Origin of the sequence: Leucobacter tenebrionis (assembly GCF_019884725.1) — a bacterium.
GTDB lineage: Bacteria > Actinomycetota > Actinomycetes > Actinomycetales > Microbacteriaceae > Leucobacter > Leucobacter tenebrionis.
On sequence record NZ_CP082322.1, the window covers coordinates 1883383 to 1899822 of the forward strand.

17 protein-coding genes are annotated in these 16440 nt (G+C 69.9%); 11 read left to right on the forward strand and 6 right to left on the reverse strand.

The window, feature by feature from the left end; all coding sequences use genetic code 11:
* Positions 1-3 precede the first annotated feature (3 nt).
* From KVY00_RS08715 to KVY00_RS08725, 3 genes are all read left to right on the forward strand, one after another.
* Entirely contained in the window at positions 4-645 is a 642-nt protein-coding gene (locus KVY00_RS08715) for a LysE family translocator (RefSeq protein ID WP_223042601.1), read from the forward strand.
* A 113-nt stretch (positions 646-758) separates the two neighbouring features.
* Complete coding sequence (locus KVY00_RS08720) at positions 759-1256, forward strand: hypothetical protein (protein ID WP_223042602.1); 498 nt, start codon at positions 759-761, stop codon at positions 1254-1256.
* Between the two features lie 154 nt (positions 1257-1410).
* Positions 1411-2019 carry a DUF305 domain-containing protein gene (locus tag KVY00_RS08725; RefSeq protein ID WP_223042603.1) on the forward strand — a complete coding sequence of 203 codons (609 nt, stop codon included), beginning with the start codon at positions 1411-1413 and terminating at the stop codon, positions 2017-2019.
* 119 nt (positions 2020-2138) lie between these two features.
* Here KVY00_RS08725 and KVY00_RS08730 read toward each other — a convergent pair whose 3' ends face one another.
* From KVY00_RS08730 to KVY00_RS08740, 3 genes are all read right to left on the reverse strand, one after another.
* Positions 2139-4193: a cytochrome c oxidase assembly protein gene (locus tag KVY00_RS08730; RefSeq protein ID WP_223042604.1), complete on the reverse strand. Its 2055-nt coding sequence runs from the start codon at positions 4191-4193 to the stop codon at positions 2139-2141.
* A 122-nt stretch (positions 4194-4315) separates the two neighbouring features.
* Positions 4316-4594: an HU family DNA-binding protein gene (locus KVY00_RS08735; protein ID WP_017884001.1), complete on the reverse strand. Its 279-nt coding sequence runs from the start codon at positions 4592-4594 to the stop codon at positions 4316-4318.
* A 230-nt stretch (positions 4595-4824) separates the two neighbouring features.
* On the reverse strand, positions 4825-6006 hold the full coding sequence (locus KVY00_RS08740) for an FAD-dependent oxidoreductase (protein WP_223042605.1): 1182 nt from the start codon (positions 6004-6006) through the stop codon (positions 4825-4827).
* A 112-nt stretch (positions 6007-6118) separates the two neighbouring features.
* On the opposite strand from KVY00_RS08740, the gene KVY00_RS08745 reads away from it, so the two are divergent.
* The 4 genes from KVY00_RS08745 (at position 6119) to KVY00_RS08760 (ending at position 9941) form a co-directional block, all read left to right on the forward strand.
* Entirely contained in the window at positions 6119-6331 is a 213-nt protein-coding gene (locus KVY00_RS08745) for a heavy-metal-associated domain-containing protein (protein ID WP_223042606.1), read from the forward strand.
* Positions 6332-6399: 68 nt separating this feature from the next.
* A complete protein-coding gene (locus tag KVY00_RS08750) occupies positions 6400-7341 on the forward strand; it encodes a heavy-metal-associated domain-containing protein (protein WP_223042607.1) in 942 nt (313 codons plus the stop codon).
* A 35-nt stretch (positions 7342-7376) separates the two neighbouring features.
* Positions 7377-9701: a heavy metal translocating P-type ATPase gene (locus KVY00_RS08755; protein ID WP_255572564.1), complete on the forward strand. Its 2325-nt coding sequence runs from the start codon at positions 7377-7379 to the stop codon at positions 9699-9701.
* Between the two features lie 30 nt (positions 9702-9731).
* Positions 9732-9941 (forward strand): YHS domain-containing protein, encoded by a 210-nt coding sequence (locus KVY00_RS08760; protein WP_255572565.1) that lies wholly within the window; start codon positions 9732-9734, stop codon positions 9939-9941.
* A 94-nt stretch (positions 9942-10035) separates the two neighbouring features.
* Here KVY00_RS08760 and KVY00_RS08765 read toward each other — a convergent pair whose 3' ends face one another.
* Entirely contained in the window at positions 10036-10419 is a 384-nt protein-coding gene (locus tag KVY00_RS08765) for a cupin domain-containing protein (protein WP_223042609.1), read from the reverse strand.
* Between the two features lie 116 nt (positions 10420-10535).
* On the opposite strand from KVY00_RS08765, the gene KVY00_RS08770 reads away from it, so the two are divergent.
* From KVY00_RS08770 to KVY00_RS08785, 4 genes are all read left to right on the forward strand, one after another.
* A complete protein-coding gene (locus tag KVY00_RS08770) occupies positions 10536-11594 on the forward strand; it encodes a cation diffusion facilitator family transporter (protein ID WP_223042610.1) in 1059 nt (352 codons plus the stop codon).
* Positions 11595-11681: 87 nt separating this feature from the next.
* Positions 11682-12401 (forward strand): GntR family transcriptional regulator, encoded by a 720-nt coding sequence (locus KVY00_RS08775; RefSeq protein WP_223042611.1) that lies wholly within the window; start codon positions 11682-11684, stop codon positions 12399-12401.
* Positions 12402-12466: 65 nt separating this feature from the next.
* Positions 12467-13639, forward strand: a complete 1173-nt coding sequence (locus KVY00_RS08780) for an ROK family transcriptional regulator (protein ID WP_223042612.1) — start codon at positions 12467-12469, stop codon at positions 13637-13639.
* 125 nt (positions 13640-13764) lie between these two features.
* Positions 13765-14442, forward strand: coding sequence for an HAD-IA family hydrolase (locus KVY00_RS08785; protein ID WP_223042613.1), 678 nt, complete (start codon positions 13765-13767; stop codon positions 14440-14442).
* A gap of 67 nt (positions 14443-14509) precedes the next feature.
* On the opposite strand, the gene solA is transcribed toward KVY00_RS08785, so the two are convergent.
* Together solA and KVY00_RS08795 are read right to left on the reverse strand one after the other, a co-directional pair.
* Positions 14510-15697, reverse strand: coding sequence for an N-methyl-L-tryptophan oxidase (gene solA, locus KVY00_RS08790; RefSeq protein ID WP_223042614.1), 1188 nt, complete (start codon positions 15695-15697; stop codon positions 14510-14512).
* Between the two features lie 59 nt (positions 15698-15756).
* The gene (locus KVY00_RS08795; protein ID WP_223042615.1) at positions 15757-16434 is read right to left on the reverse strand and encodes a haloacid dehalogenase type II; all 678 of its coding nucleotides are present in this window, start codon (positions 16432-16434) and stop codon (positions 15757-15759) included.
* Between the last annotated feature and the right edge of the window lie 6 nt (positions 16435-16440).

Consider the following 16440-nt stretch of genomic DNA (forward strand, 5'->3'; position numbering starts at 1 on the left):
ACAATGACGTTCGAGCAAGCCATCCTGGGCTTCTCCGTCGTGGCCGCGCTGCTCACGGTCGTGCCCGGCGTCGATACGGCCCTGGTGCTCAGGAGTTCGATCTCCCACTCCCGCGGCTACTCCTGGGCCACCGCGCTGGGCGTGCTGGCCGGGGTGGTCGCCTGGGGGATCGCCGCGGCCGTCGGAGCGAGCGCGCTCCTCGCCGCCTCAGAGACGGCCTACCGGATTCTCAGCGTCGCCGGGGCCGTCTACCTCGCCTGGATGGGACTGAGATTCATCGTCTCGAGCTTCCGCGGTGCCGCGACGCACGGCCAGGACCTCCCCGAGCTGCGGGGCAGCGCGTGGCGCGGTTTCACGACCGGGCTCGTCACCAACCTGCTCAACCCCAAGGTGGGAGTGTTCTACCTCGCAGCGATCCCGCAGTTCGTGCCGGAGGGCGTGTCGCCGATCCTCATGGGCACCGTGCTCGCGCTCGTGCACAACGCTTTCGGCCTCATCTGGTTCGCGGTGATCATCGTCGCCGGCGGGGCGCTCGGCGCGCGCCTCCGGTCACCCCGATTCATGCGCTGGCTCGATCGCGTCACCGGCGGCGTACTGCTGCTGTTCGGGATCCGCTTGGCGCTCGACCTCCGAACCGGGCCCTGACGCGATGGCGGCCACGGAGCCGCGAGTGCCGATACCCCCTCGGGGTATTAACAGCTGATGCCCACCGGCCTCCCAGACGTCGGCCCCGGCTCCATCAATAAACTCGGGGTGACATGCGCATCAACCGTTCACCGCTGCACGGATCGGGCCTCGCGGCCCCATCCCGCACCGCGCTGCTCGTCGCACTGATCACCCTCGCCGTCATCGTCGGGCTCGCAGCCATGCACACGCTGAGCCTCCACTGCGCCTCGAGCGACTCGCAGAACGCCGCGGGCTATAGCGTGGCCCCGGGGTCCGGATCCCACGCGCAGCCCCATGCCGAGCTGACCGTGGCGCACCTGGATCCGCCGCCCGCCGTCGAGCCCGTGAACGTCCCCGCAACCCCCGCGTTCTCGCTCGGCGGTCCGCCAGACGACGGCGGACTCGATCCGCACGCCCCGGGGCTCGCGCTACTGTGCGTGCTCGTGCTATTCATCTCGCTCCTGCTGCCCGAGCGGCGCGGAGCACCCTGGCTCGCGGCGATCCCACCCTCCACGCGTCCACGAGCCGTCGCGCACCTCCCACCGATGCGGCCGCCCTCCCTCGACGCTCTCGGTATCAGCCGCACCTGATCGATCGGTGCCCCGCAGCGAGCAGACGGCAACCGCCACGCTCGCGCTGCGCCCAGGCACCCCACCGCGCTCGTCCACGCGGCGGCGCGGTTCGACAGAGCGCCCGCGGGCGCTCCCATCGCATCAGCACGAAACCGATCTCAGGAGAACCATCATGCGTACTCGCACCACTGCCACCGCGCTCGCCGCTATCGCCATTACCGCAGGCTTCACGCTCTCGGCCTGCAGCAGCGCTCCCGACGCGGCAGAACCGACCGCGACCGAGGTGCAGACCACCGAATCACCGGCCCTTCCCGCCGACGTGAACGAGGCCGACGTCACCTTCACCTCGGGCATGATCGCCCACCACGAGCAGGCGATCGAGATGTCCGACATCGTGCTCGCGAAGACCGGCGTCGACGAGCGCGTCGTCGCGCTGGCCGAGGAGATCAAGGCCGCGCAGGGTCCCGAGATCGAGCAGCTCAGGGACTGGCTCGCCGAGTGGGGTGTCGAGGAGGCCGCGGCCGCCGGCGAGCACGGCAGCCACGGATCCGGCGGCATGATCAGCGAAGAGGGCATCTCCGCGCTGCAAGCCGCTGACGGTGCTGCGGCGTCGAAGCTCTTCCTCGAGCAGATGATCGAGCACCACGAGGGCGCACTCGTCATGGCCGAACCCGCCGTCGAGGGCGGCGAGAACGCCGACGTCGTCGCACTCGCGCAGTCCGTGATCGACGCGCAGACCGCGGAGATCGATCACATGCGCGAGCTGCTCGCCACGATGTAGCCGCCCCGCTCCCAGGGAGGAGATCCGCGCCCGCGCGGGCGGGATAGTCGACAGCTTCCCGCCCGGGCGACGATCTCCTCCCTGAACGCGACGCCCTCCGCCCCCGACCTCGACCCCGTTCAGCGGTGCGCGGCGCGCTCGTCGCGCGCCGCGGTCTTCGCCAGCATCGCGTTGTAGGCCTCGAGCTCGGCGTCCCCCGAGCGATCCGCGGCCCGATCCTTGCGCTTCTGCTCCTTCGCGTCGCTGCGCGACCACTGCACCGCGACCACGAGCGCGAGCGCGAGCGTCGGCAGCTCGCCGATCCCCCACGCGATCCCGCCTCCCGTGTTCTGGTCCTCGAGCGGTGTCGCACCCCAGGTGCGGCCCATCGCGCCGTACCAGTCCGCGAGCAGCAGCCCGTCACCAGTCATGAGCGTCACGCCGAAGAACGCGTGCGACGCCATCGTCGCGAACAGGGTCACCAGTCGCAGCGGGTACGGGAAGCGGTACGGCACCGGATCGACGCCGATCATCGACAGGCTGAACAGGTAACCCGAGATGAGGAAGTGGATGATCATCCACTGGTGGCCGAGGTGCTCCTCGGCGGCCCAACGTGCGATCGGCGTGAAGTAGAAGACCCACAGGGACCCCGAGAACACGACCGCGGCCACGGCCGGGTGCGTGATGATCTTCGAGTAGGGCGTCGCGATCGCCCACATGATCCACTCGCGACCGCCCCACGAGCCGTCGGTGCGGCGCTCCACGGCCCGCAGCGCGAGCGTGATCGGCGCGCCGAGCACGAGCACGAGGGGAATGAGCATGGTCAGCATCATGTGCCCCAGCATGTGCACGCTGAACAGGTACTGCTCGTACGCGTTGAGCGCGCCGTTGGTCGTGTAGAAGAGCAGCAGCAGGCCGAGAATCCAGGCGACGGTGCGGCCGATGGGCCACCGGTCGCCGCGGCGGGCGAGGCGCAGCACTCCCGCCAGGTACAGCGCGACGCCGAAGACGCACACGAGCACCCACGCGAGGTCGAATTTCCACTCGGTGAGGTAGCTCCCGGCGGTCAGCTCGGGCGGCAGCGGATCGCCGGTGAGCCACTCGGCCGGGCTGATCCTGCCGCCCTGATCGCGAGCCGGCTCGAGCGCGACCGGCGTCGCGGTGCGCCCGAGCGCTCCCGCCACACCGCTCGCGATGCCCATGACGGCGAGCTCCGCGACGACGAACCAGGCGAAAGCCCGGGTCGCACCGCTCGCGATACGCGGGATCAGGCGCGAGCGCTGCACCGCGCCGAACACGCCGAGGGCGAGAAGCGCCGCGGTCTTCAGCACCACGAGCTGCCCGTAACCGGTGCCGAACAGCGCGTCGACGGAGCCGATGCGCATCCAGGCGCTCACCACCCCCGAGGCGAGAACGCCGATGAACGCGAAGAGCGCCAGCGTGGAGTAGCGCGCGGTGAGCACCGCCAGCCGCTGCCGGTCGACGACCCTCGCCACGAAGACCAGGGTGAGCAGACCCCCCAGCCACACCGCCGCGCCGATGAGGTGCACCAGCAGCGCGTTGACGGCCAGCCCGTGCCCCGACGCACCCGCGGCGTGTCCCTGCTGCGCGAGGGGCAGCGTGGAGACCAGGGCGGCGAGCAGCACCAGCAGGGTGAGGCGGCGCCCCCGGATCGCGAAGGCCATCACCGTGGTAACCGCGGCGAGCAGCAACTCGAGCAGCCACAGCCGGCCCAGCTCGATCTCCGTGACGAACTGGGCGAGCCCCGCGCCGAACTGCGCATCGGGCGAGAACGCGAGGCCGGATACGTCGACGTAAGTGAAGAGGATCGTCGCCGCGCTCGCGACGGTGAGCACGGCGGCCGACGCCGCGGCGAGATCCATTGCGGTCCGCGTCTCTGCGGGCGGCTCGCCTCCCCCGCGGGATGCGGGCGCGTGCGTGCGGGTCCCGCTTGCGTGCGAGGCCGGGTTGAGGCCCGCGAGCGCCCAGACGGCCATCACCACGGAGCCGATGAGCCCCGCCATCGACACGTTCACGAGCGTGCGCGAGACGGGAAGGCCGAAGCGCACGATCGCGCCGGGATCGGCCAGTGCGCGCTCATCGGCGGCGCCCCCGATCGAGAGCCCGATGATCAAGGCTACGAGGGTCGCCGCGAGCAGGGTGGCGGGCGCGAGCACGCGCAGGTATCGGGGCACCGAACCAGCCTAACCCGGCCGCCCGGGCGTCTCCTCTACACCGACACCGCGGCGCCCGCCCCTGAACGCAGAGAGCCCCGGCGGCGCCGAGGCGCGACCGGGGCTCTCTGAGGGTGAAGAAGTTACTTCACGGCAGCCTTGAGCTTCGAGCCGACCGAGACCTTCACGCGCTTGCCGGCGGGGATCTCGATGGTCTCACCGGTGCGGGGGTTGCGGCCGGTGCGGGCAGCGGTGGTCGCGGTCTCGAAGGAGATCCAGCCCGGGATCGACACCTTGTCGCCACCGGCGACGGTCTCGGAAACCGCGGCGAAGAGGCCGTCGATAACGCTCGAAACGGCGGCCTGGCTCTGGCCGGTCTCGGCCGCGATCTTAGCGACGAGCTCAGTCTTGTTGAGTGCCATGTTGTGTCCTTCCAGGGCGAGACGCGCGGCGCCGGCCCCTGATCTTGTTCAGGTGTCCCCCACCCGTTGGGAGGGTCCGATCGGTTGATCGCGTACGAATCTACCCCAATTCGGCGGAATCTCGCGGATTCTCCGCAGTATTTCAGGGTTCGCGTGTCGGAACCGCCTGCCGGTGACCGGTTCCGGGGTCGGCACCGCGCCCTCGGTCGCCACTCGGGAGGCGGTCTCGATCAGGCGGTGGCGGCGAGGTCGGGATCCGCGACGATCCGAGCCGCCTCCGCGGCGACGCGCGCGCCGGCGTTCCAGCCGGCGACCCCGGTCACACGTCCGTCGGCGCCGATGAAGCGGGTCAGCAGGCCGCCCCCGTCAAGGGCGACCTCCTCCTCGGCCGCGCCCTCTGCGCGCACGCCGCGGGCCGCGATGGCCGCGCCGTGCGCCATGAGAGTGAAGCCGCTCACGGGCAAGTAGGGACCCGGGTCCTCGCCCGCACCGAGGTCGTGCAGCAGGGCGCGGGCGGCGTGGGCGCCCTGAGCCGCCGCCGCGTCCCAGTGATCGACGCGCAGGATTCCGGCGGCGGTCCGGGGCGCCGCGGCTCCGCCGGCGGCGTACACGCCGTCCCACCCGGCGACCCGCAGCCGATCATCGGTGGGGATGCCGCCGGGAAAGCCCGCCCACGCGGCGGCGGGAACGGATCCGACGGCGACGATGACGGCGTCGGCCCCCACCGCCTCGGCCGTCTCGAGCTCCACCCGCGCGCCCCGCGCACCGCCGGATGCGCTGCGGATCGCGCGCACGCCGCGCCCCCAGCGGAAGTCCGTGCGCTCGGCGTGCCTCCGCGCGAGCCGCTCGGCGATACCGCTGCCGAGAGCGCGTTCGAGCGGGCGGGATGACCTCCCGATGAGCGTGACCACGGCACCCGCATCGGCGTAGAAGCTCGCGACCTCGGCGCCGATGAACCCTGCCCCGAGCACGACCACGCGGGCGGCGGAGGGATCCGGCACAGCCCGCCGCAGACGCTCGGCGTCGGCGATACCGTGGAGCGGGTGCAGCGGCGCCCCTGCCTCGACCGCAATCCCCCGGTCGAGCGCACGCGGAGTTCTGCCGGAGGCGATCACGAGCCGCTCGCCCCTCAGCCGCCGCCCGTCGTCGAGCACGACCGTGCGACCGTCGCCCTCGAGCCCGACGACGCGGCCCCGCACCGCCTCGACCTCCGGCAGGGTCGGCAGCGCGATCTGCTCGGCGGTCAGCAGCCCCGGCAGCAGTCCGGTGTCGACGAGCGTGCGATTGATGCCGGCGCCCTCCGCGTCGACCACGAGAACGCCACCCGTGAATCCGCTCTGGCGCAGGGTCCGGGCGCAGCTGTGGCCCGCCGCTCCCGAGCCCACGATCACCACTGCATCTGCGTACTTCATCGCTGAATCCACCTCTCCGGAACACCTTGCGGGAATACCCCCCCTGGGTATAGTGTTCTCACTGTAGCAGCGCCGGGCACGGGGCCGGGCACACCATTCAGAGGAGACACACATGGCAACCACGAAGTACCAGGTCAGCGGGATGAGCTGCGGCCACTGCGAGGTCGCGATCCGCGGCGAGGTGGAGCAGATCCCGGGCGTCACCGGCATCGAGGTCAGCTCAGCCACAGGCAACCTCGCGGTGACCACCGACGGCGCTCCCGTCGACGACGCCGCGGTGCTCGCGGCCGTCGAGGAGGCCGGGTACGAGGCGAGCGTCGCCTAGCGGCGACAGCACGGCCTCGGCACCGACGACCGCCGCTCCCACCCGCTCGATCCAGTGAGAAGGACCCGATGAACACTCCCGCCAAGCTCGGCCTCTACGGCGTCGGCCTCGTCGCCGCCTTCGGCGCAGCATTCCTCGTCGCCGGAGCGGTCGTGCCCGAATCCGCGGTCGAGGCCCGCGCCGAGGCGACCACCGGGGGTCACGGCGGCCACGGCGAAGCCCCCGCCGAGACCGAGGCGGCCACCGCCTCGCTGCCGGGCCTGTCGCTCGCCGAGGGCGGTTACCAGCTCGGTCCCGTCTCAGCCCCGCACGAGCTCGGCGAGGAGGGGGAGCTCAGCTTCTCGATCCTCGACGAGCACGGGGAGGCCGTGACCGAGTTCACCGAGGAGCACGAGAAGGACCTCCATCTCATCGTCGTCAGGAACGACGGCGCCGAGTTCCGCCACGTGCACCCGACGCTCGACGCCGAGGGCACCTGGTCGCTGCCCTGGTCCTGGTCGGAGGCGGGCACCTACCGCGTCTTCGCCGACTTCATCCCGGCCGAGAGCGGCGAGAAGCTCACTCTCACGCGCAGCCTGAACATCGGCGGCGACTTCGAGCCGGCGCACGGCCACGACGACGTGCGCACCGCGAAGGCGGGCGAGTTCGATGTCGAGCTGCAGGGCGACCTCTTTGTGGGCGGCGGATCCACCCTCACCCTCGAGGTGACCCGTGACGGCGAGCAGGTCACCGAACTGCAGCCCTACCTCGGCGCGTTCGGGCACCTGGTCGCGCTGCGCGAGGGCGACCTCGCCTACCTGCACGTGCACCCCGAGGGGGAGGAGCCGAAGCCCGGCGACCTCTCGGGGCCCACGGTCGACTTCGCGACGGAGGCCCCGACCGCGGGCCGCTACCTCCTCTACTTCGACTTCCAGGTCGGCGACGAGGTCTACTCCGCTCCGTTCGCACTCACCACCGCGGAGGGCGATGCCCCCGCAGGCGGCCACGACGACGGCGAAGACTCCCACTGACCCGGCGCGCGGCGCCCCACCAGAAGGACAGCGACATGTCAGCACCCGAAATGACCAGCGATGCCCCGGTCGACAGCTACGAGCTCGCGATCGGGGGCATGACCTGCTCGTCGTGCGCGATGCGCATCGAGAAGAAGCTCAACCGACTCGACGGCGTCGAGGCCTCGGTCAACTACGCGACCGAGAAGGCCAGGGTCACCGCCCCGCGCGGCCTCGACCCCCAGGCGCTCATCGCGGAGGTGGAGAAGACCGGCTACACCGCCGAGCTGCCGAAGCCGAAGACCCGGTCGGCCGACGCGGCCGCCGACGGCGACGAGGATCCCGCCGAAGATCGCGAGCTGACCGTGCTGCGCCAGCGCCTCATCGGCTCGATCGTGCTGTCGGTTCCGGTGATCCTCATGGCGATGATCCCCGCACTGCAGTTCACCTACTGGCAGTGGGCGTCGCTCGCCCTGGCCGCGCCCGTCATCGTATGGGCCGCCTGGCCCTTCCACCGTGCCGCCTGGATGAACCTGCGCCACGGCGCCGCGACGATGGACACGCTCGTTTCAGTCGGCACGACGGCGGCCTTCCTCTGGTCGCTCTTCGCGCTCTTCTTCGGCACCGCCGGCGAACCCGGCATGACCCACGCGTTCGAGCTGTCGATCGCACCGAGCGATGGCGCCGCGAACATCTACCTCGAGGTCGCGGCCGGCGTGACGATGTTCATCCTCGCGGGCCGCTACTTCGAGAAGCGCTCCAAGCGCCAGGCGGGCGCCGCGCTGCGGGCGCTGCTCGAGCTCGGTGCGAAGGACGTCGCCATCGTGCGCGGTGGCGAGGAGGTCAGGATCCCGATCGAGGATCTCGCCGTGGGCGACGAGTTCGTCGTCCGCCCGGGCGAGAAGATCGCGACCGACGGTGTGATCGTCTCGGGCATGTCGGCGATCGACGCCTCGATGCTCACCGGCGAGTCGGTGCCCGTCGAGGCCGGGCCGGGCGACGCCGTCACGGGCGCGACGGTGAACGCGAGCGGGCGGCTCGTCGTGCGGGCGACCCGGGTCGGCTCCGATACGCAGCTCGCCCAGATGGCGAAACTCGTCGAGGACGCGCAGTCGGGCAAGGCCGAGGTGCAGCGCCTCGCGGATCGGGTCTCGGGCATCTTCGTGCCGATCGCGATCGCGATCGCCGTGGTCGCGCTCGGCGCGTGGCTCGGCGCCGGCTTCCCCGCGGCGAGCGCGTTCACGGCGGCCGTCGCCGTGCTCATCATCGCCTGCCCCTGCGCCCTGGGTCTCGCGACCCCCACCGCGCTGCTCGTGGGCACGGGACGCGGCGCCCAGCTCGGAATCCTGATCAAGGGCCCTGAGGTACTCGAATCGACCCGCCGCGTGAACACGATCGTGCTCGACAAGACGGGCACCGTCACCACGGGACGCATGACCCTCGTGGACGCGGTCACCGCGGGCGACACGGATCGCGCCGAGCTGCTGCGCCTCGCGGGTGCCATCGAGGACGCCTCCGAGCACCCCATCGCCCAGGCGATCGCGAAGGGTGCCGTCGAGGAGCTCGACGTCGTGCTGCCACCCGTCGAGGACTTCCGCAACGTCGAGGGACGGGGCGTCACCGGTGTGGTCGAGGGCCGTGCGCTGCTCGTGGGCCGGCAGTCACTGCTCGACGACTGGTCCATCGCCGAGGATCCCGAGATCCTCCGCCGCAAGCAGGCCGCCGAGGCGGAGGGCAAGACGGCCGTGCTCGTCGCCTGGGACGGCGCGCTGCGCGGGCTGCTCGTGGTGGCCGACACGGTGAAGCCCACGAGCGGCGAGGCGATCGCCCAGTTCCGCGAGATCGGCCTGTCGCCGATCCTCCTCACCGGCGACAACGAGACCGTGGCGCGGCGCATCGCGGCCGAGGTCGGCATCACCGACGTCATCGCCGAGGTGCTGCCGGGAGACAAGGCCGACGTGATCTCGCGACTGCAGTCGGAGGGGCGCGTCGTCGCGATGGTCGGCGACGGGGTCAACGACGCCGCGGCCCTCGCGCAGGCCGACCTCGGGCTCGCGATGGGCACGGGCACGGACGCCGCGATCGAGGCGTCCGACATCACGCTCGTGCGCGGCGACCTGCGCAGCGCGGCCGACGCGATCCGGCTCGCCCGGCGCACCCTGGGCACGATCAAGGGCAACCTGTTCTGGGCCTTCGCGTATAACGTGCTCGCGATCCCGCTGGCCGCGTTCGGCCTGCTCAACCCCATGCTCGCCGGTGCGGCGATGGCGTTCTCGAGCGTCTTCGTCGTCGGCAACAGCCTCCGCCTGCGCTCCTTCAAGAGCCGCGCGGTGGACCCCCGGTCGTCTGCCGCCGCGCCCAGCCGCGGCGGCGATGCCTGAATGCACCCACATCGAAAGGAACCCACCACCATGTGCGAAGCCCACAACCACGGAGCCGCTGCGACGACCGAGGCCGAGACCGCGGAGTGCCCCGTCATGCGCGGCAACTTCGTGAACAAGGCCGACGCCGAAGCGCAGGGCCTCGTGCGCGAGTACAACGGCGAGAAGTACTACCTCTGCTGCGCGGCCTGCGGCCCGCTGTTCGACGCCGATCCCGAGAAGTACGTCTCGGCGCTGTAAGCGCTCGCGCGACGTGCGACGCTGCCGTCGCGCAAGAAGAGGCGCCGTTCCCGATCGGGAACGGCGCCTCTTTCCATTGGGGGAGGCCGGTCTCTCACGCCTCGCCGCGCACGGGCGCGGCGAGCGCGGCGAAGGGGATCACGACCCAGACCTTTCGGAGGGTCTCGTGGACGGTCCAGCGCCCCGTCCAGCCCTCGGGAGTGATGAAGAGGGATCCGGGCCCCACCTCGAAGGCCGTTCCGTCGGCCTCCTCGATCGTGGCGCGGCCCGAGACGATCTGGCACATCTCATGGTACTCGGGGCGGGTGCTGCTGAACGAGCCGGGCGTCACCTCCCAGACGCCTGAGCGGATGCCCTCGGCGGACTCCCACACGGTGCGCGAGGACTCGGTCTGCCCGGGCTGCTCGGCGGTGGCTTTGTCGCGGTGCTCGCCCGCATCGGTCGTGACGACGTCGGTGATGACGATGGCCTGGGTCATGTGCTCAGCACGCTCCTCGATGAGATGGTTGGCGCGGATCGGACGATCCGCGCGCCTCCAGTATCGAAGCCATCTTTCTAATTGTCAACAATTTACAATCCTGCTATCGTGAGAGCATGAGTTCTTCGCAGCGACACGCTCACGGGCACGATCACGGCGACCACGGGCACGGCCACGAGCCCCACGACCACGGGCACGCCTTCAGCACCGGACACCCGGCACGGCCCGCCGCGAACGAGACCGGCAGCCACGGGCACAACCACGATCACGGCCTGGAGGGGCACGCGACCGCGGGCGGCAAGCACCGCAAGAAGCTGATCCTCGTGCTCAGCATCACCGCGACGATCTTCCTGGTGCAGGTCGTCGGCGCGCTGATCTCGGGATCGCTCGCGCTGCTCGCAGACGCGGGGCACATGCTCACGGACGCCACCGGCGTGCTCATCGCGCTCATCGCGACGTTCATCGCGGCTCTGCCTGCCACCTCGAAGCGCACCTACGGGCTCATGCGCGTGGAGGTGCTGTCGGCGATGATCAACGGCATCGTGCTCAGCGTGATCTGCATCGTCATCGTGTACAGCGCGATCCAGCGCATCGGCAGCGAGGTCGAGATCGAGACCGGGCCGATGCTCATCGCGGCGATCATCGGCGCCGTCGCCAACCTCGTCTCCCTGCTCATCCTGCAATCGGGGCAGAAGGAGAGCATCAACGTGCGCGGCGCCTACCTCGAGGTGCTCGGCGACCTCATCGGCTCCGGCGCAGTCATCATCGCGGGCTTCATCATCATGTTCACCGGCTGGAACTGGGTGGACCAGGTCGCGGCCTTCGCGATCGCGCTGCTGATCGCCCCGCGGGCCTACAGCCTGCTGAAGGACGTCGTGAGGATCCTGCTCGAGAGCACGCCGAAGGACGTCGACCTCGATCAGACGCGCGAGCACATGCTGTCGGTGCCGGGCGTGGAGCAGGTGCACGACCTGCACGCGTGGACCATCACCTCGGGGGTGAACGCGATGTCCGCCCACGTGGTCGTCGACGAGGAGACGCTGGACTGGGAGCGGTACGACCGCATCCTCGACGAGCTGCACGCCTGCCTCGGGGAGCACTTCGACACCGAGCACTGCACGATCCAGCTCGAGCCCTCGCACCACGCGAGCCACGAGAGCGACACACACGACTGAGTCGCTGGCTGCTCGGCCGACGTTCGTCGCACGTGCCGTAAGATTGTCCACAATTGAAACAGCTGTGAGCCAGATGAGGGAGTTCCCATGAACGGCGTACAGGCGCTCTCCGCGATCAACAACCGCCCCACCGCGGTCGTCATCGCGGATCAGCTGCGCGAGGGCATCATCAACGGTTCGTTCTCGCCGGGCGACCAGATCAACGAGGCCCAGGTCGCCGGTCAGCTGAACGTCTCCCGCGGGCCCGTGCGCGAGGCGCTGCACCGTCTCGTGCAGGAGGGGCTGCTCCTCTCGCGCCCCAATCGGGGCGTATTCGTGCAGGAACTCACGGTGCGCGACGTCGCCGAGGTCTTCGAAGCCCGCGAGGTCATCGAGTGCGCGGCGGCCGAGATCATCACGAAGAAACCCGCCGAGCAGCGTGCGCAGATCGCCGAGCAGCTCCTGCCGATCGTGGATCGCATGCACGGGGCGCTCATCGACGGCGACTGGACCCAGCTCGGCCGCGTCGACATGGAGTTCCACACGACGATCGTGGCGAACGCCGACAACACGCGGCTCGCCCGCGCCTACGCCACCCTCGCCACCGAGGCGCTCATCTGCCTCGCCCACTTCCCCGGCGCGTATCCGAAGCCCGAGCGGGTGATCGTGGGGCACACCGAGATCGCGGAGCTGCTGCGAGAGGGGGAGATGGAGGCGCTGCACCTCGCGCTCCACCGCCACCTCTCGCTCAGCGAGTACGAGATCCACACGCACGACGACGAGGGCGCGCTGCGGCACGGCCGCAACGAGGAGGACGCGGCGCTCTGACGGCGGCGCTCTGAAAGATCGCCGCATCGGGCATGCGAGGCCGGGCCGGGGTACGCTTCATCACGATGTCACAACCGCTGTCGCACCCCGACCTCCGCCGCAGGAACCTCTCGCTGCTGCTCGGCACGGTCCTGCGCCACCAGGATGCTACCCGCAAGGAGATCGAGCTGGAATCCGGCCTCAGCAAGGCGACGGTATCCCGGCTGGCGGATGAGCTGCTCCAGGCCGGCGCGCTGGTCTCGCGGCCCGTCGCTCCCGCGGATCCCTCCGCTCGGGGACGGCGAGCGGAGACGTTGAGCCCCGCCGCATCGCTCGGTCTCGTCGCGGGGCTGAGTCTCGGCGTGCGCATGACCAGCATTTTCGTCACCGATCTCTCGGGACGGGAGCTTGCCTGGCAGCAGATCCCCACCCCGAAGTGGACGGGCTTCGAGGATGCCGTCGACTGGTCGGTCGAGGTCGTCTCGCAGGCGGTGCGAGGCTTTCCCGGTCCCCTCAGGCGGGTCGTCGTGGCGATACCCGGACGGGCGATCGACGGGGCCATCATCACGCGCCCGCCGCTGTTCATGGCGGCGATCGAGGGCGACGCGTTCGCGCGGGTGCTCGCCGAACGCCTCGCGTGCCCGATCCGCATCGAGCTCGATGCCACGATGGTGCTCGTCGGCCTCGAGAGCCTGGGCTTCATCGACGCGAGCACCGCTCCCGTACTGCTGAACGCGAGCTCGATCCTGACGATGTCCCTGCGCAGGCGGGACGGCACCATCGCCCGAGGCCTGACCGCCTCGTTCGGCGACTTCGAGCTCATCCCCGTCGAGGCAGAGACGGGCCCATCGACCCTCGGCGCTTTGCTCGGGGCCCACGGCCTCTTCGAGCTCTCTCGCCGCCTCGGCCACCCCCTCGACTCGATGGAGGATCTTTGGGAGTCCGAGGGGGAGGATCTCGAGCGGCTGCGGGAGGTCTTCTGCTCCGCCCTCGTGCAGGCGATTCGGATCATCGCGGTGATGACGGATCCGGCCCTCGTCATCTTCACTGGCACCCTCTCGCCGCTCGTGCGACTGACGCTGCCTCGAGTCGAAGCGGTCCTACGCCGCGAACTGACACGGCCTCCTGAACTTCGAGTGATCGGTCACGTCGAGAACGGGTATCCGGCCGCGCTGGGAGGCGCCCGCGAGGCTCGAGCTGAGGCGGCCTCCGAGCTTCTCGACCGCGTCTCGGGCGAGGGTCTCTCCGCGCTCAGTTGAGTATTCCGATCCGCCCGGGGCGATTCGACAACACTCCTCCCACCCCTGGCTTTTTGTTTCACATTAAGCCAAAATTGGATCAGGACGGGTTCACGTCCGCACGCACCGACTCCGAAAGGCCTGCCATGCCCCTCGAACTGCCCAGCCCGAAGTACATCTCCTTCGACGTCATCGGCACGCTCATCTACTTCGAGATGCGCAAGACAGTGGAGCCCTTCGTGAAGGACCAGCTCGACGCGGAGCAGCTCGAGCAGTTCTTCAAGGACTTCAGCTTCATCCGCTACGACGAGATCCTCGAGTACCGCCCCTACGGCGAGGTGCTCGAGCGCTCCTACCGTCGCATCTGCGAGCGCTACGGTCTCGAGGCGAAGCCCGAGCACATCGCCGCGATCCAGCGCGACATCTTCGAGTGGGGCCCGCACCCCGACGTGGTCGAGCCGCTCAAGAAGATGGCCGAGCACTTCCCGCTCGTCGCCCTCTCCAACGCCGACGACGAGTACCTCAACACCTTCATCCCCCGCCTCGAGGCGCCCTTCCACGCGGTCTACACGGCCGAGGGCGCCAAGGCCTACAAGCCGCGCGTGCAGGCTTTCGACTACATGCTCGATCAGCTGGACGCCAGCCCCGAGGACTTCCTCCACATCTCATCGCACCAGTTCTACGACCACTTCCCGATGTACCACCTGGGGTTCCGCAACCTCGCCTTCCTCGACCGCGGCTACGACCTCGTACACGTGCCCGAGTACGGCTCGGTACGGTTCACCTCGCTCGACGAGATCAACACGGCGCTCGGCATCGACTGAGCCGCGCGGCGCAGCGGAAGGGGCGGCGGAGGTTCTCGGAAACCTCCGCCGCCCCTTCCGTCCCGCTTCAGCTCAGCGGCAGCGACGTGAACCGCGCCTCGGGCGCGAGGAACCTGGCCGGGTTCATGAATCCGACCTCGGTGACCGTGGCCCCGTCCACCGCCAGATCGGCGACGATCGCTCCCATCCCGGAGGCCATCTTGAAGCCGTGGCCCGAGAGCCCCACCGCCGTGATGACCCCCTCCATGCCCGGAACCGCGCCCAGCAGGGCGGTCTCGTCAGGCAGGTAGCCGTCGGCGCAGGTCGCTACGCGCACCGGCTCCGGGATCAGATCCGGCATGAACTCCCGCACCCACGACCGGATGGGGTCGATGTGCTCGGGCTCCCACACGAGAGGTCGCTCCATCGACTCGACCTCGTCCATGTAGACGCTGCCGGAGACCTTGATCGTCCAGCCGTCGGCGCTCGGGAAACCGTAGAGGCGGGCGCCGCCGTCAGATCGCTCGCCATCCTCCGCGCGCCGCAGAAAGACCGGCATGCCCTCGCGGCGGAACTCCGCCGGGTTGCGCATGGGGAACCAGGTCAGGACCTGGGGCAGCACCGCGAGGTGGGTGCCGAGCGCCTCGCAGACCGCACCGGCGCCGTTGCCCTGCGAGATGACCACCCGGGAGGCGATGATCTCCTCCTGGTCTGTGCGGACGAGGTAACGGTCGCCGTGGGTCTCGACGCTGTGCGCCTTCCGGTTGCCCAGGAACTCGGCGCCGAGCCGTTCGGCCTCCGTGAGCGCCGCGATGACGGCCTTCTCGGAACTCAGGTACCCGCCCTCGGGATCGAAGAGCGTCACGTCGCCGTCCCGGATCACATGCTGGGGGTACCGGTGCCTCGCCTCGTCGCCCCTGAGCAGCTCATGCTCGAGCCCGTTGTCCGCACTCGCGGCCAGGAGCGTCGCCAGGCGAGGGTTGTGCTCATCGTAGATCGTCAGTGCGCCGACGGTGTGGAGCAGGGCGGCGCCGCTGATCCGCTCCAGCTCGCGCCAGAGATCCTGCGAGCGCTGCAGGATGGGTGTGTAGTGCCCGCCCTCCGAGTACACCTTGCGGTAGATGCGGGACTCCCCGGCGTAGGAGGAGAAGGGTCCCGGAATGGAGAATCGGTCGACCCCGATGACCCGCAGCCCCCGGGAGGCGAGCTGCCATGCAGCCATGCTACCCACCGACCCGACTCCTACGATGACGACGTCCGCTTCGCGCGCACTCATGTTTCCACCTTACTTTCGTTGTCGTATCCCACGATCGCGCGGGCTCACGGAACTCGGGGTCAGGCCCCGACGCGGTCGGCCACACCCGCCAGGGTGTCGATCCACGCGTTCACACCCCTGATATCTGGGTCGAAGCCGCGGTCGATGTAGGCCTGGTTCTTCATGCCGAGCTGCTGGCCGGGCAGCCAGTCGAACCACAGGTGGGCCGAGACGTGCAGCAGATCCATCGGCTGCGCGTCGAGCTGGTCGAACATGTAGTGGAACGCGGCGTAGTTGGGTTTGTACGCCCGACCCTGCTCGGCCGTGAACACCCGGTGGAAGTCGACGCCGAGCTTCTCGACGTTGCGCATCACGAGGGCGTCGCAGTGGTTCGTGTAGATCACGAGCGGGTATTCAGCCGCGAGGCGCTGCAGCGGCTCGACCACGTCGGGGTGCGGCCCCCACGTGCCGAGGGCGTCGATGAGCGCGTCGACGTCGCTCTGCTTGAACTGGATCCTCCACTTGTTGCAGGTGCGCTGCCAGGAGTCGCGGATCACGCGTGTGTAGACCTTGTACGCGCCGATCACCTCGGCGTCGCGGAAGATGCTGAAGTCGCGCGCGAACCTCGGGGCGGCCTCCTCGCCGACGACATCGCGGACGAGCTCCGCAGCCGTCTCGCGCCACTCGAGCTTGATGAGCGTGCCGAGCATGTCGAAGCTGATGAACTTCGGGCTCAGCGGGGCAGGGGATTCAGACATGGGCGG